This is a genomic window from Pseudomonas sp. NPDC089406, from assembly GCF_044900265.1.
Lineage (GTDB): Bacteria > Pseudomonadota > Gammaproteobacteria > Pseudomonadales > Pseudomonadaceae > Aquipseudomonas > Aquipseudomonas fakonensis.
Genome location: NZ_JBJDNC010000001.1, coordinates 87,556 through 101,380 on the forward strand (window position 1 = coordinate 87,556; position 13,825 = coordinate 101,380).

The window sequence follows — 13,825 nt, forward strand, 5'->3', positions numbered from 1 at the left end:
TCAGGCCGGGATACGCTGCTTGAAGGTGCGGCCGATGGCGTGCACGCCGGGCTCGTAGCGTTTCTCTTCGATGGCGGCCAGGGCCAGCTCCAGCGCGGTGGCGGCGATCAGGCCGTGCTGCTGGGCCATGGCGTTGACCGGCAGCGGCAAAAAGTCCAGCAGCTGGTTGTCGCCAAAGGTGCCCAGGTGCAGTTGGCGCGAGCCGGACGGGCGCGCCTGCAAGGTGTCGAACACCCCTTGCAGCAGCACGTAGGAGGTGGTCACCAGGGCGTCCGGCAGGCCACCGTGCTCGTCGATCAGTTGTTGCATCAGGCGCTGCCCGCATTCACGGCTGAAGGCCTCGCCCTGGTAACGCCGCACCTGGCCGGCAAAGCCTTGCAGTGCCTCGTCGAAACCACCGGCACGGGCCTGGCTGACCGACAGCTCCGGGCGGGCGCCGATCAGCGCGATGCTTTGCGGGCGGGTGTGCAGCAGGCTGCCCGCCAGCTGGCGGCTGGCGTCACGGTCGTCGCTGATCACCGAGCAGAAGTGCGCCGGGTCCAGGCGCCGGTCGATAGCGATTACCGGCAGGCCCTTGTCTTGCAGTTCGCGGTAACTGTCATCGCCGGGCGGCAGGCAACTGGCGACGAACAGCGCATCGCAGCGCCGGGCGCGGAACAGCTGCTGCAACTGGTGCTCGCTGCCTGGCTGGTCGTCGCTGCTGGCAATCAGCAACTGGTAGCCACGGGCGCGGGCGCCTTGCTCCAGTTGTTTGGCGATGCGCGCGTAGCTGGGGTTCTCCAAGTCGGGGAGAATGAACCCCAGAGTGCGGGTATGGCGGCTGCGCAGGCCGGCGGCCTGGGGGTTGGGGGTGAAGCCATGGGCTTCGACCACGGCCCGTACGCGCTCGACGGTGGCGTTGCTGATGCGCTGCTGCTCGGCCTTGCCATTGATGACGTAGCTGGCGGTGGTGACTGACACTCCGGCCAGACGGGCGATATCGCTGAGTTTCACCGAATTTTCCTTGTTATTTCCGGGGCTGGCTGCTTGCCTGACCGGGTAGTTTCGCCCATGTGCAAGCCTGCGCGCAGGCGACCATTGTCGCAATTGTCCGACAGGATGGGGCTTTTTCGTCGGAAGATTATCGAGTAACGTGGCCGCTTGGTCAGATTAAACGTTTCAGCTTGGTGAATTTTCCTGCCTGGAATTAAGAATTTACCGATTGCACTGGGCGTTTTTGCGGCGCTGGCCGCTAAATTTCACAACAATACCTCGGCCGCCAACAGGGCGCCGCAAAGGAGAAGGTCATGCTCGAGCTCGCCGTGGAGCAGATTGCCATGGGCCAGAAGGCCGCCGACAAAGGCCAGGCCCTGGCCTTGCTGGCCGGGCGACTGGTAGCGGACGGCCTGGTCGCCCAGGGCTACCTCGAGGGCCTGCGCGAGCGCGAGGCGCAGGGCTCGACCTTTCTCGGCCAGGGCATCGCCATCCCCCACGGCACGCCGCAGACCCGTGAGCTGGTGTTCAGTACCGGTGTGCGCCTGATGCAGTTCCCCGAGGGCGTCGACTGGGGCGACGGGCAAATGGTCTACCTGGCGATTGCCATCGCCGCCCGCAGTGACGAGCACCTGCGCCTGTTGCAACTGCTCACCCGCGCTCTGGGCGAGACTGACCTGGCCGAGGCCCTGCGCCGCGCCAGCTCCGCCGAAGCCCTGCTCAAGTTGCTGCAAGGCGCACCCCAGGCCCTGGCGCTGGATGCCCAACTGGTGGGCCTGAACCAGGCTGCCGAAGACTTCGACGAGCTGGCCTGGCGCGGCGCCCGCCTGCTGCAACGGGCCGGTTGCGTCGACAGCGGTTTTGCCGCCGTGCTGCAACAGGTCGAGCCGCTGCCGCTGGGCGAGGGCTTGTGGTGGCTGCACAGCGAGCGCCAGGTACGCCAGCCGGGCCTGGCCTTCATCACCCCGCAACAGCCTTTGCGCTACCGCGACCAGCCGCTCAACGGCCTGTTCTGCCTGGCCAGCCTGGGCGCTGCGCACCAGGCCCTGCTCGAACGGCTGTGCGAAGTGCTGATCGAAGGCCGTGGGCAAATGCTCTACCAGGCCACCAGCAGCCGTGCGGTGCTCGAAGTACTGGGCGGCGAGGCGCCGGCCGACTGGCCGAGCGTGAAGGTGGTGCTGGCCAACCCGCATGGCCTGCATGCCCGCCCGGCCAAGGAGCTGGCGCAGTTGGCCAAGGGTTTTGACGGCGAAATCCGTATACGTGTGGCCGACAGCGGCCAGCCTGCGGTGTCGGTGAAGAGCCTTAGCAAGCTGTTGAGCCTGGGCGCGCGCCGTGGCCAGACCCTGGAGCTTGCCGCCGAACCCGGCATCGCCGCCGATGCCTTGCCGGTGTTGCTGGCGGCCATCGAGCAGGGGCTGGGCGAGGCGGTCGAGCCGCTGCCGCAAACTGTGCCGGCGGCGCTACAAGCCCCGGTCGAAGCGCTCTGCGCTCCGGTTGCCGGCAGCATCGTCCAGGGCGTGGCTGCCGCCCCCGGTATCGCCTGTGGCCCGGCCCACCTGTGCGTTGAGCGCGACATCGACTACCCCCTGCGCGGCGAGTCGCCCGCCCAGGAACGCCTGAAACTGCAAAACGCCCTGAAGGCGGTACACGCCGACCTGCAAGCACTGGTGCAGCGCAGCGAAAAATCCATCGGCGAGATCTTCGTCACCCACCAGGAAATGCTCGGCGACCCGGCCCTGGCCGATGAAGTTGCCCTGCGCCTGGCCCAGGGCGAAAGCGCTGCCGCCGCCTGGATGGCCGTGATCGACGCCGCCGCCCGCCAGCAGGAAGCCCTGCAGGACGTATTGCTGGCCGAGCGCGCCGCCGACCTGCGCGACATCGGCCGCCGGGTGCTGGCGCAGCTGTGCGGTGTGCAGCAGGCCGCCGAACCCGAACAACCCTACGTACTGGTGATGGCCGAGGTCGGCCCGTCCGACGTCGCCCGCCTGGACCCGGCGCGGGTCGCCGGTATCGTCACCGCCCACGGCGGCGCCACTGCCCACAGCGCCATCGTTGCCCGCGCCCTGGGCATCCCGGCGGTGGTGGGCGCCGGGGACGCGATCCTGTTGCTGGCCAGCGGCACGCCGCTGCTGCTCGATGGCCAGCGCGGCCGGGTGGCGGTGGCCCCGGCGCAGGACGAGCTGCAACGCGCCCTGGCCGAACGCGATGCCCGCGAACAACGCCTGCAAGCGGCCTGGGCGGGGCGCCATGAGCCTGCGCAGACCCGTGACGGCCATGCCGTTGAAGTGTTCGCCAACATCGGCGAGAGCCGCGGCATCGACAAGGTGGTGGAGCAGGGCGCCGAAGGCGTTGGCTTGCTGCGCACCGAACTGATCTTCATGGCCCACCCGCAAGCGCCCGATGTGGCGACGCAAGAGGCTGAATACCGCCGCGTGCTCGATGGCCTGGGCGGTCGCCCGCTGGTGGTGCGCACCCTCGATGTGGGCGGCGACAAGCCGTTGCCCTATTGGCCGATTGCAGCAGAAGAAAACCCCTTCCTCGGGGTGCGCGGCGTGCGCCTGACCCTGCAACGCCCGCAGGTAATGGAGGACCAGCTGCGCGCCCTGCTGCGCGCCGCCGAAGGCCGGCCGCTGCGGATCATGTTCCCCATGGTTGGCCAGGTGCACGAATGGCGCGCAGCCAAGGCCATGGTCGAGCGGCTGCGTGAAGAGATCCCCGTGGGTGACCTGCAGGTCGGCATCATGGTCGAGGTGCCGTCCGCTGCGCTGCTGGCGCCACAGCTGGCGCGCGAGGTGGATTTTTTCAGCATCGGCACCAACGACCTGACCCAGTACACCCTGGCCATCGACCGTGGCCACCCAAGCCTGTCGGCCCAGGCCGACGGCTTGCACCCGGCGGTGCTGCAACTGATCGACATGACCGTGCGCGCCGCCCACGCCCACGGCAAGTGGGTCGGGGTGTGCGGCGAGCTGGCCGCCGACCCGCAAGCGGTACCGGTGCTGCTGGGCCTTGAGGTAGACGAGCTGAGCGTCGCCGCCCGCAGCATCCCTGAAGTGAAGGCACTGGTGCGCCAGGCCGATTATTCGACGGCCCGCGCCCTGGCGCGCGAGGCCCTGCAACAAGACAGCGCCGACGCGGTTCGGGCGTTGGTGGAGCGTTACTGACATGGCCAAGATCCTCACCCTTACCCTCAACCCGGCGCTGGACCTGACCATCGAACTGGACAGCCTACGCGCAGGTGCGGTCAACCGCAGCCAGGCCCAGCACAGCCATGCCGCCGGCAAGGGCCTGAACGTCGCCCAGGTGCTGAACGACCTTGGCCACAGCGTCACCGTGGGCGGCTTCCTCGGTCAGGACAACCTGCAACCCTTCGAGGCGCTGATCGAATGGCGCGGCTTTGCCGACTGCTTCGTGCGCGTGCCGGGCGAGACCCGCAGCAACATCAAGCTGGTCGAAGCCGATGGCCGGGTCACCGATATCAACGGCCTCGGCCCACAGGTGGACGAGGCTGCGCGCAGCGCACTGCTGCGCCGCCTGGAACAGATCGCCCCGGGCCATGACGCGGTGGTGGTGGCTGGCAGCCTGCCCCGCGGGGTCAGCCCCGAGTGGCTGCGCGAACTGCTGCAGCGGCTCAAGTCCCTGGGCCTGAAGGTGGCTCTGGACAGCAGCGGCGAAGCCCTGCGTGCGGGCCTTCAGGCCGCGCCGTGGTTGGTCAAACCCAACACTGAAGAGCTGGGCGAGGTGCTCGGCCTGCCTGTGGATAACCCGGCCCGGCAGCGCGCCGCCGCAGAGCAGTTGCTGGCCAGTGGCGTCGAGCATGTGGTGGTGTCCGAGGGCGAGCACGGCGTGCGCTGGTTCGCCAACGGCCTGGCGCTGCACGCCCAGCCGCCCAAGGTGCGCATCGCCAGCACGGTCGGCGCCGGTGATTCACTGGTGGCCGGCATGGTCCACGGCTTGCTGCTGGGCGAGGCGCCCGCCACCACCCTGCGCCGTGCCACTGCCATCGCCGCCCAGGCCGTCACCCAGGTCGGCTTCGGCATCCGCGACCGCGAACAGCTGGCGCGCTTCGAAGCCGCCGTGCAGCTGACAGAACAACAAGAACAAGAGGGCCGCTGATGAACATTGCGATTGTCACCGCCTGCCCCAACGGCCAGGTGTCCAGCGTGCTCAGCGCGCGCCTGCTGGCAGCCGCCGCACAGCGCCGGGGCTGGAGTACCAGCGTCGAGGTGCAGGACGCCGAGCACCCCGAACGCCAGCTGAGCGCCGCGCAAATTGCCGAGGCCGACTGGGTGCTGGTGGTCAGCACCGGCCCGGTGGACCTTTCGCGCTTTGCCGGCAAGCGCCTGTACCAGAGCACCCCGGCTCAGGCCCTGGCCGACCGCGAGGGCTTCCTCGACCAAGCGGCCGCCAGCGCCCAGGTGTTGCAGGATGTCGCCCCCGTGGCGGCGAGCAAGGTGGTGAAGATCGTCGCGGTCACCGCCTGCCCGACCGGTGTGGCGCACACCTTCATGGCCGCCGAGGCCTTGCAGCAGGCCGCTGCCGCCCAGGGCTACCAGCTCATCGTGGAGACTCAAGGCTCGGTGGGCGCGCGCAACCCGTTGCCGGCCGAGGCCATCGCCGCAGCCGACGTGGTGCTGCTGGCCGCCGACATTGAAGTGCCCACCGCGCGTTTTGCCGGCAAGCGCATCTACCGCTGCGGCACCGGCATCGCCCTCAAGCAGGCCCGCGCCACCCTGGACAAGGCCCTGGCCGAGGGCAAGGTCGAAAGCGCCGGTGATGCCGCCAGCACAGCGCCGAAAACCGAGAAGACCGGGGTGTACAAGCACCTGCTGACCGGCGTGTCGTTCATGCTGCCGATGGTGGTGGCCGGCGGCCTGCTGATCGCCCTGTCGTTCGTGTTCGGTATCGAAGCCTACAAGGAGGCCGGCACGCTGCCGGCCGCGCTGATGCAGATCGGCGGCGAGGCGGCATTCAAGCTGATGGTGCCGCTGCTGGCCGGCTACATCGCCTGGTCCATCGCCGACCGCCCGGGGCTGGCCCCGGGCATGATCGGCGGGCTGTTGGCCGGCACTCTCGGTGCCGGCTTCATCGGCGGTATCGTCGCGGGCTTTCTGGCCGGCTACAGCGCCAAGGCCATTGCCCGCTGGGTGCGCCTGCCCAGCAGCCTGGAGGCGCTCAAGCCGATCCTGATCATCCCGCTGGTGGCCAGCCTGTTCACAGGTTTAGTGATGATCTACGTGGTCGGCCAGCCGGTGGCGGCCATGCTGGTGGGGCTGACGCACTTTCTCGACAGCATGGGCAGCACCAACGCCATCCTGCTCGGGCTGTTGCTGGGCGGCATGATGTGCGTCGACCTGGGCGGGCCGATCAACAAGGCGGCCTATGCGTTCTCGGTGGGGTTGCTGGCGTCGTCCAGCTACGCGCCGATGGCGGCGACCATGGCCGCCGGCATGGTGCCGCCGATCGGCCTGGGCATTGCCACCTTCATTGCCCGGCGCAAGTTCGCCCAGAGCGAGCGCGAGGCCGGCAAGGCGGCGCTGGCGCTGGGGTTGTGCTTCATTTCCGAGGGGGCCATCCCGTTCGCCGCCAAGGACCCGCTGCGGGTGATCCCGGCCAGCATCGCCGGCGGTGCGCTGACCGGCGCGCTGTCGATGTATTTTGGCTGCAAGCTGATGGCGCCCCATGGCGGGCTGTTCGTGCTGCTGATCCCCAACGCGATCAACCATGCGCTGTTGTACTTGCTGGCGATTCTCGCCGGCAGCCTGGTGACGGCGGTGGTGTATGCGGTGATCAAGAAGGGCGAGCAGGTGGAGCTGGCCGTGGCGCCGGTGAAGGGCTAATCCATTGCATGCCCCCTTGTAGGAGCGGCCTTGTGTCGCGAAAGGGCTGCGCAGCAGCCCCAGCAATATTCGCATCAACTCAGAAATCTGGGGCTGCTCTGCAGCCCTTTCGCGACACAAGGCCGCTCCTACAGGCGATGGTGCCTTCAGCCTCTACCCTTGCCCCGCAACGGCTTCAACAAATCCCCCAGCCCGTTGTGGTCGATCTCGTGCATCAACGCCAGCAACCCGCCCAGCTCCCCGGGCGGGAAGCCCTTGCGCGCGAACCAGGCCAGGTAGTCGCCGGGCAGGTCGGCGATCAACCGGCCCTGGTACTTGCCGAAAGGCATGGTGCGGGTAACCAGCAGTTGCAGGGATTCGGGTTTCATCGGGCGACGGCCTTGGGCAGGTGAAGCGCGGACCTTACTGCAATCTGCACGAAGGCCCAAGCGGCGATCATGCAGAACGCCGGGTGGGCTGAACCTTAATGCGGATATAAGTTATTGATTTATAGGGGGTAATTTATTTCGTCTGGCTTGGCACGAAGCCTGCTCTTTTCAAAGGGACTTCCACCTGCCAAGGAGTTTTGCCATGAGCAATCCCAACAAAGACGTGATTGACGTACTCAACGACCTGATCGAGTACAGCAAGGATGGTGAGAAAGGTTTCAAGACTTCGGCCGAAGATGTGAAAAACCCTGAACTCAAGGCGTTCTTCGTGCAGCGCGCCGGTGAATGCGCCAATGCCGCCGCCGAGCTGCAAAGCGAAGTGCGCCGCCTGGGTGGCGACCCGGAAACCAGCACCAGCATCAGCGGTGATCTGCACCGTGGTTGGGTCAACCTCAAGTCGATGGTCACCGGCAAGGATGAAGAAGCGGTGCTCAACGAGGTGGAGCGCGGCGAAGACCACGCCTTGAAAGCCTACAAGGATGGCCGCGAGAAGCTGGTCAAGCTGGGCCGTAGCGCCAGTGACCAGACCTACGCGCTGGTGGAAAAACAGCTGCAGGGCGTGCAGCGCAACCATGACCAGGTCAAGGCACTGCGCAACGCTGCTCGCGCGCGGTCCTGAGTCTTCGCAAGCGAAAGATTCCGGGGCTGCTCCTACAGGCCTGCGCTGTCCCTGTAGGAGCCGGCTTGCCGGCGATGAGGCCGGGGCGGGCAGCACAAGTCAATTGCGCTACCCCTCCGGCCCTTCAACCCGGTTACGCCCCTTGGCCTTGGCCCGGTACAACGCCTCGTCCGCATCCCCTAACAAGCGCGTCAGGTCCTGCTGGGTGCCGGGTATATGCAAGCCAATCCCCACACTCACCGTCACCGAGCGTTCATCCCCGGCAAACGGCGGCATCGCCTCGACGCTGGCTCGAATACGCTCGGCCAGCAGTAGCGCGCCGGCAAGCTCAGTCTCCGGCAACACCACCTGGAACTCCTCGCCGCCATAACGCGCCGCAAGATCCGCCGGGCGGCGGATGCACTGTTCGATGGTCTTGGCCACTTCACGCAGCACATGATCGCCGCCGGCATGGCCGTGGCGCTGGTTGAACGCCTTGAACAGGTCCACATCCACCATCAGCACCGCCAGCGGCTTGCGGTTGCGCTGGGCGCGGGCCCATTCCAGGCGCAGCACCTGGTCGAGCCGGCGGCGGTTGGCCAGGCCCGTGAGGCTGTCGGTAGCGGCCAGGGTCGCCAGTCCCTGCTCGGCCTCGTGGCGGCGGCGCAGCTCGCGGCCCAGCAGCAAGGTCAGCCACAGGATGCCGATGCACAGCACCCCGGTGGCCACGCTGACCAGCAGCGCGGTGCGCCGCCAGGCCTGGTACACCTCGTCGGAGGAATGCACCACCAGCACGATCAGCGGCAGGTCGGCGACCCGGGCGAAGGTGTACATGCGCTGGCTGTTGTAGGTGGCCGAGTGCGCGGTAAAGCTGCCGGCGCGGTCGTCGAGGATGCGCTTGAAGTTGGGGAACTCGGCGAAATTGGTGCCAATCAGCGGGTCTTGCGGGCGGGTGGGCTGGCGCGCCAGCAACTGGCCGTCGGTGTTGAGCAGGTTGATGCTGCTGTCCTCGCCGATGTCCAGGCGCTCGAACAGCTGGCTGAAGTACGACAGGCGCAGGGCGCCGGCGGCCAGGCCGATGAACTCGCCGTTGTGCCCGGAAATGCGCCGGCTGAAGCTGATGCACCAGTCCAGGTTGCCCAGGCGCGCCTTGAACGGCGGGCTGATCAACAGGCCAAGCCCCGGGCGGTCGCGGTGTGCCTGGAAGGGGATGGTGTCGGCGAAATTGGCCTGGCGCGGCACCGCGCTGGTGGAATCGCCGACCACATCACCCTTGGCGTCGAGCCAGAGAATGTCGCCGCGCACCGGGGCGGAGAAAGCCTGGTTGAACAGGATCTGCTGGCGCAGCTTGGGTGAGACGTTCAGCAAGTCCGGGTGCTGCACCGCCCAGATCACCCCTTTGAGCGACTGGTCGTACAGCTCGACGTTGCGCAGGATGTCGCTTTCGATCAGCTGGACGATGTTGCCCGACGAGCGTATGGCCGCCTGTTCGACGCTGTCGCGCTCGCGCGCCAGCAAGAAGGTGACGATGGCCAGGATGGCGAGCACGGCCAGGCAACTGCCCAGGTTCAGGACCAGTTCAGGGTGTGACTTGTACAGGGCGCAACGCGGTGATCGGGAGAGTGACGTCATGCTCGCTACTGCATAAGCCCCTGGGTCCATGGGGGATGGGCCATAAAGCGGCGGCGATATGATAGGGAAGCTGCGATTGTCGGACAAGAATTATGCGAAGTTGTCCGACGGAAATGATTCAGTACGGGTTGCCCAGGCTGGCGCGAACCCTGTAGGAGCCGGCTTGCCGGCGATGAGGCCGGCACCGGCGACACAAAGCCCAAGGGCCCTATCGCCGGCAAGCCGGCTCCTACAGGGGATAGTGCGGGAGCGGGTTCAGATCAGAACACGTTCACCGGGTAATCGACGATCACCCGCAGTTCGTCGTTGTCGTCCCCTTCCGAATAGCCCTGGCCTGCGCGGTGGGTGGCGTAGCGCACCAGCACCGAGAGGTCCTTCAGGTCGCCTTCCTGGAACACGTACTTGATGTCCAGGTCGCGTTCCCAGTGCTTGGCGTTCTTGCCGTCGACGTTGTAGTAGTCGTAGCCAGGCGAGTTCTGCGCAGCCTTGGTCAGGTCGGCCTCACCGCGCGAGTACGACAGCGAGCTGGTCAGGCCCGGCACGCCGACACCGGCGAAGTCGTAGTCGTACTGCAGCTTCCACGAACGCTCGTTGGGCGCGTTGAAGTCCGAGTACATGCGCGAGTTGTCCAGGTAGATGCTGTCACCCAGGTTGATGTAGTCGAACGGCGTGTTGCCGTTGACCCGCTGGTAGGCGGCGGTGACGCTGTGGTACCCGGCGGCGACGGTGAAGTGCACGCTGTAGGTGTTGTTGTCGATCTTGCCCAGCAGCGACTGGCCGGTGTCCTGGGTGTGGTAGAAGTGCACGCCCGGGTTCAGGCTGACCAGGTCATTGACCACGTAGGTGTAGTCGAAGTCGGCGTAGTACTGGTTCCAGATATCCTTCAGCTCGGCGGCGTACAGGTTGGCCGTGATGTTCTCGCTGCCGCTCCAGGAGGCGCCGGCCCAGTTCAGGTGCTTGCTCTTGTCGCCTTCAGCCAGCGCACCGTAGTAGGTGTCGATGCGGCGGTGGCCGCTCTGGTTGTACGGCTTGGTGAAGCTGACCTGGCCACCTTCGAGCATCAGCCCGTCGATGCTGTTGTTGGTCAGCGCAAAGCCGCGGAAGGTCTGCGGCAGCATGCGGGTTTCGCCACCGGCGATTACCGGGTTGGTGAGGAACAGGTCACCTGCCTTCAATTCGGTGTCGAAGCCCTTGAGCTTGATCGCACCACCGGCAGTGGAGAACGCATGGCGCGACTTGTCGCCCGGCTCGCTCGGCAAGATCGAAGTACCGGCATGGCCGCTGCCGCCGTCGAGCTTGAGCCCGACCATGGCGTGGGCATCGAGGCCAAAGCCGATGGTGCCGGGGGTGTAGCCCGACTCGAAGCGCGCCACGGCGCCCTGGCCCCACTCGCGCTTGTCATGCACGCCGGCGTTGCGCTCGTTGCGGTTGAAGTAGGCGTTACGGAAATTCAAATTGAGGGTGGAACCTTCGATGAAGCCATCAGCCTTGTCTTCATCGGCCTGTGCGGCCACAGGCATCGTTGCAGCCAATGCAACGAACAATGGGGTAAAACGGAACGCGTAAGGCACCGGGACAAGCTCCTTTGGTCTGGCGGTGGGGCAGTTTTTATTGTCGTATCTGCAAGTTTCTTATTAGAGACGCAGCAGCCGGGCTGATATTTTCGACACATAAAAAAAGCCGCTGATCGGCAGCGGCTTTAAAAGGCTAACATATCAACACGGGCAGTGCCCATGGCGTAGCCAAGGGAAAACTTGAAACCGGGCAACGGCCGATCAGCTATCGGCATTGTCGTCGGTTTGAACCTTGGAAGCGGTCTGCTGTGCATCTTTGCCAGCATCGGATTTCTGTGCGGCAAAGGCTTCGCGAGCTTCTTGGTGAACCGCGGAAAGTTCGGCGTTACGGGCGACGAAGGCCGGCGATTCTTCAGCCATGGCCAGGGGCGACAACAACAGGGACGACAGGACGAATACGCTGGCAACACCCATACTGTTGGACATTTGATGCAACCTTCTTGCGGGGCAAGTGCTAATGGAGACAGGGCGTAAGTTAGCCCTGTAAACAGCCGGGAAACAGAGGCTGTTCCGATAAGCACTGTTGCGCAAAAAGTAATTATCCCGGCGAAAATGCCCTGTTTTTACCGCAAACCCGCGTAGTTGACGCTCGGCAGGCTGATGCCGAAGGTATTGGCGCCGCCCTCGCTGCGCACGAAAACGCTGCCGCCATGCATCAAGGCGATGGCTTTGACGATGGCCAGCCCCAGCCCGTGGTTGTTGCCGCCGCTGTTGGCGCGGGCGGCATCCACCCGGTAGAAGCGCTCGAACAGCAAGGCCAGGTGCTCCTCGGCAATGCCCGGCCCGGGGTTGCTCACGGCGATGCTCACCTGCCGGCCATGGGTTTCGATGCGCACCTGGATCAGCGCCTGCGGCGCGCTGTGCTGCACGGCGTTGTTCAGCAGGTTGATCAGGGCCCGGCGTAGTTGCGCCTTTTCGATCAGCGCCTCGGCATCACCGCTGACCTGCACCTGCACCTGGGCGTCCTCGAGGATGTAGTCGAGGTAGTCCAGGGTGGTGGCCACTTCACCGGCCAGCGAGGCGACGCTCAGCGCGGTGGCCTTGCTGCCCTGGTCGGCGCTGGCCAGGAACAGCATGTCGTTGATGATGCTGCGCAGGCGCTCCAGCTCTTCGAGGTTCGATTGCAGCACCTCGAAGTAATGCTCGGCGCTGCGCCCGCGGGTCAGTGCCACTTGGGTCTGGCCGATCAGGTTGGTCAGCGGCGAGCGCAGCTCGTGGGCCACGTCGGCGTTGAAGGCTTCCAGTTGCGAATAGGCCTGGCTGACCCGCTCCAGCGCCGCATTGAAAGCCCCGGCGAACTGCGCAAGCTCCGGTGGCAGGTGCTGGGTTTGCAGGCGCCCGTCCAGGCGCGGCGGTGCCAGTTGCTGGGCTTCATCCGACAGCGCCTGCAACGGCTTGAGGCCGACGCGCGCCACCCAGTAGCCCAGCAGCGAAGCCAGCAGCACACCCAGCGCCGCCAGGCCGACGATGGCCACCAGCAGGCTGTGTTGGGCCTGCCAGAAGGTCTCGGTGTCGATGCCGATCAGAAAGCGCAGCGCCGGGCGCTCGCCCAGGGCCGGCAGCTCGCTGAGCAGCACCTTGTACGGGTAGGGGTGTTCGGGCAGGCGCAGGTCGCGCATGCCCGGCGGGCCTTCGGCGAAGGCGCGTACCAGCTCGCTGGGGTGGCCGTACTCGAAGGCCGGGTCGCTGCCTACCGCCCAGAAGCGGATGCGCCGGTCTTCTTCGGCCAGCAGGTTGAGCTTGTTGTGGATCTTGGCCCAGTGCTCGGCGGTGCCGTAGCGGTTCAGCGCCGACTCCAGCACGCTGAAGCGCGCGTCCAGTTCGGCCTGGGGGAGCATGTCGAGGCTGCGGTCGACCTGGCGGTACAGGGCGCTGCCGATCAGCACGAACACCGCCAGGGCGACCAGGGTGAACAGCAGCGACAGGCGCAGGGCGATGGAGTTGCCGTGCTTTTTGTGAAAAGTGCTCATTGGGCGCCTGCCTTTGGGGCTGCTGCGCAGCCCTTTCGCGACGCAAGGCCGCTCCTACAGGTGACCGCGATCTCCTGTAGGAGCGGCCTTGCGTCGCGAAAGGGCCGCATAGCGGCCCCGGCGATACCGATCTCAGGCGCGGTTTTCGAGGACATAGCCCATCCCCCGGATGGTGTGCAGCAGCTTGTTGTCGAACGGCCCGTCGAGCTTGGCGCGCAGGCGCTTGATGGCCACCTCCACCACATTGGCGTCGCTGTCGAAGTTGATGTCCCAGACCAGCTCGGCAATCGCCGTTTTGGACAATATTTCGCCCTGCCGGCGGGCCAGCACGCTGAGCAGCGAGAACTCCTTGGCCGTCAGTTCCAGGCGCTGGCCTGCGCGGGTGGCCTTGCGCGCCATCAGGTCGATCCACAAGTCCGCCACCTGAACCTGCAGCGGCTCGTGGCTGGCGCTGCGGCGGGTCAGGGCCTGCAGGCGGGCGACCAGTTCGAGGAACGAGAACGGCTTGCCCAGGTAGTCGTCGGCGCCTTCGCGCAGGCCGTGGATGCGGTCCTCGACCCGCTCGCGGGCGGTGAGCATGATCACCGGTGTCTGCTTGCGCGCCCGCAGCGCGCGCAGCACGCCGTAGCCGTCCAGGCCCGGCAGCATCACGTCGAGCACGATCACCGCGTAGTCGCCTTCCAGCGCCAGGTGCAGGCCGTCGATGCCGTCCCGCGCCAGGTCCACGGTGAAGCCTTGCTCACTGAGGCCGCGATGCAGGTAGTCGGCGGTTTTCTCTTCGTCTTCGATGATCAGCACACGCATGGTC

At 66.3% G+C, this 13,825-nt stretch carries 11 protein-coding genes; 4 read left to right on the forward strand and 7 right to left on the reverse strand.

What is annotated here, in order from left to right; genetic code table 11:
- Window positions 1–993, reverse strand: coding sequence for a catabolite repressor/activator (gene cra, locus ACI2KK_RS00425; protein ID WP_369988061.1), 993 nt, complete (start codon window positions 991–993; stop codon window positions 1–3).
- Window positions 994–1,286: 293 nt separating this feature from the next.
- Here cra and ptsP point away from each other — a divergent pair, with 293 nt between their 5' ends.
- From ptsP to ACI2KK_RS00440, 3 genes are read left to right on the forward strand one after another with little or no spacing between them, the layout of a single operon-like run.
- Window positions 1,287–4,139, forward strand: a complete 2,853-nt coding sequence (ptsP, locus tag ACI2KK_RS00430) for a phosphoenolpyruvate--protein phosphotransferase (protein WP_404667473.1) — start codon at window positions 1,287–1,289, stop codon at window positions 4,137–4,139.
- Window position 4,140: 1 nt separating this feature from the next.
- On the forward strand, window positions 4,141–5,091 hold the full coding sequence (pfkB, locus tag ACI2KK_RS00435; RefSeq protein ID WP_404667474.1) for a 1-phosphofructokinase: 951 nt from the start codon (window positions 4,141–4,143) through the stop codon (window positions 5,089–5,091).
- Window positions 5,091–6,815 carry a PTS fructose-like transporter subunit IIB gene (locus ACI2KK_RS00440; protein ID WP_404667475.1) on the forward strand — a complete coding sequence of 575 codons (1,725 nt, stop codon included), beginning with the start codon at window positions 5,091–5,093 and terminating at the stop codon, window positions 6,813–6,815. The genes pfkB and ACI2KK_RS00440 overlap by 1 nt, the downstream gene beginning before the upstream one ends.
- 146 nt (window positions 6,816–6,961) lie before the next feature.
- On the opposite strand, the gene ACI2KK_RS00445 is transcribed toward ACI2KK_RS00440, so the two are convergent.
- A complete protein-coding gene (locus ACI2KK_RS00445; protein ID WP_404667476.1) occupies window positions 6,962–7,183 on the reverse strand; it encodes a DUF3820 family protein in 222 nt (73 codons plus the stop codon).
- 202 nt (window positions 7,184–7,385) lie between these two features.
- Between ACI2KK_RS00445 and ACI2KK_RS00450 the strand changes: the two genes are divergently transcribed.
- On the forward strand, window positions 7,386–7,862 hold the full coding sequence (locus ACI2KK_RS00450; RefSeq protein WP_217840288.1) for a PA2169 family four-helix-bundle protein: 477 nt from the start codon (window positions 7,386–7,388) through the stop codon (window positions 7,860–7,862).
- A 108-nt stretch (window positions 7,863–7,970) separates the two neighbouring features.
- On the opposite strand, the gene ACI2KK_RS00455 is transcribed toward ACI2KK_RS00450, so the two are convergent.
- The 5 genes from ACI2KK_RS00455 to ACI2KK_RS00475 form a co-directional block, all read right to left on the reverse strand.
- A complete protein-coding gene (locus tag ACI2KK_RS00455) occupies window positions 7,971–9,473 on the reverse strand; it encodes a diguanylate cyclase (RefSeq protein ID WP_404667477.1) in 1,503 nt (500 codons plus the stop codon).
- Window positions 9,474–9,733: 260 nt separating this feature from the next.
- Entirely contained in the window at window positions 9,734–11,044 is a 1,311-nt protein-coding gene (locus tag ACI2KK_RS00460) for an OprD family porin (RefSeq protein WP_404667478.1), read from the reverse strand.
- Window positions 11,045–11,248: 204 nt separating this feature from the next.
- The gene (locus tag ACI2KK_RS00465) at window positions 11,249–11,473 is read right to left on the reverse strand and encodes a hypothetical protein (RefSeq protein WP_404667479.1); all 225 of its coding nucleotides are present in this window, start codon (window positions 11,471–11,473) and stop codon (window positions 11,249–11,251) included.
- A gap of 137 nt (window positions 11,474–11,610) precedes the next feature.
- On the reverse strand, window positions 11,611–13,017 hold the full coding sequence (locus ACI2KK_RS00470) for a heavy metal sensor histidine kinase (protein WP_404667480.1): 1,407 nt from the start codon (window positions 13,015–13,017) through the stop codon (window positions 11,611–11,613).
- Window positions 13,018–13,149: 132 nt separating this feature from the next.
- Complete coding sequence (locus ACI2KK_RS00475) at window positions 13,150–13,821, reverse strand: heavy metal response regulator transcription factor (RefSeq protein WP_217886452.1); 672 nt, start codon at window positions 13,819–13,821, stop codon at window positions 13,150–13,152.
- Window positions 13,822–13,825 lie beyond the last annotated feature (4 nt).

Excerpts from the sequence above, each read along its gene's own strand:
- ACI2KK_RS00440 (WP_404667475.1), top strand. The coding sequence starts at position 5,091 with ATGAACATTGCGATTGTCACCGCCTGCCCCAACGGCCAGGTGTCCAGC.
- ACI2KK_RS00465 (WP_404667479.1), bottom strand. The coding sequence starts at position 11,473 with ATGTCCAACAGTATGGGTGTTGCCAGCGTATTCGTCCTGTCGTCCCTG.
- ptsP (WP_404667473.1), top strand. The coding sequence starts at position 1,287 with ATGCTCGAGCTCGCCGTGGAGCAGATTGCCATGGGCCAGAAGGCCGCC.
- ACI2KK_RS00445 (WP_404667476.1), bottom strand. The coding sequence starts at position 7,183 with ATGAAACCCGAATCCCTGCAACTGCTGGTTACCCGCACCATGCCTTTC.
- ACI2KK_RS00450 (WP_217840288.1), top strand. The coding sequence starts at position 7,386 with ATGAGCAATCCCAACAAAGACGTGATTGACGTACTCAACGACCTGATC.
- ACI2KK_RS00475 (WP_217886452.1), bottom strand. The coding sequence starts at position 13,821 with ATGCGTGTGCTGATCATCGAAGACGAAGAGAAAACCGCCGACTACCTG.
- ACI2KK_RS00455 (WP_404667477.1), bottom strand. The coding sequence starts at position 9,473 with ATGACGTCACTCTCCCGATCACCGCGTTGCGCCCTGTACAAGTCACAC.
- ACI2KK_RS00470 (WP_404667480.1), bottom strand. The coding sequence starts at position 13,017 with ATGAGCACTTTTCACAAAAAGCACGGCAACTCCATCGCCCTGCGCCTG.
- pfkB (WP_404667474.1), top strand. The coding sequence starts at position 4,141 with ATGGCCAAGATCCTCACCCTTACCCTCAACCCGGCGCTGGACCTGACC.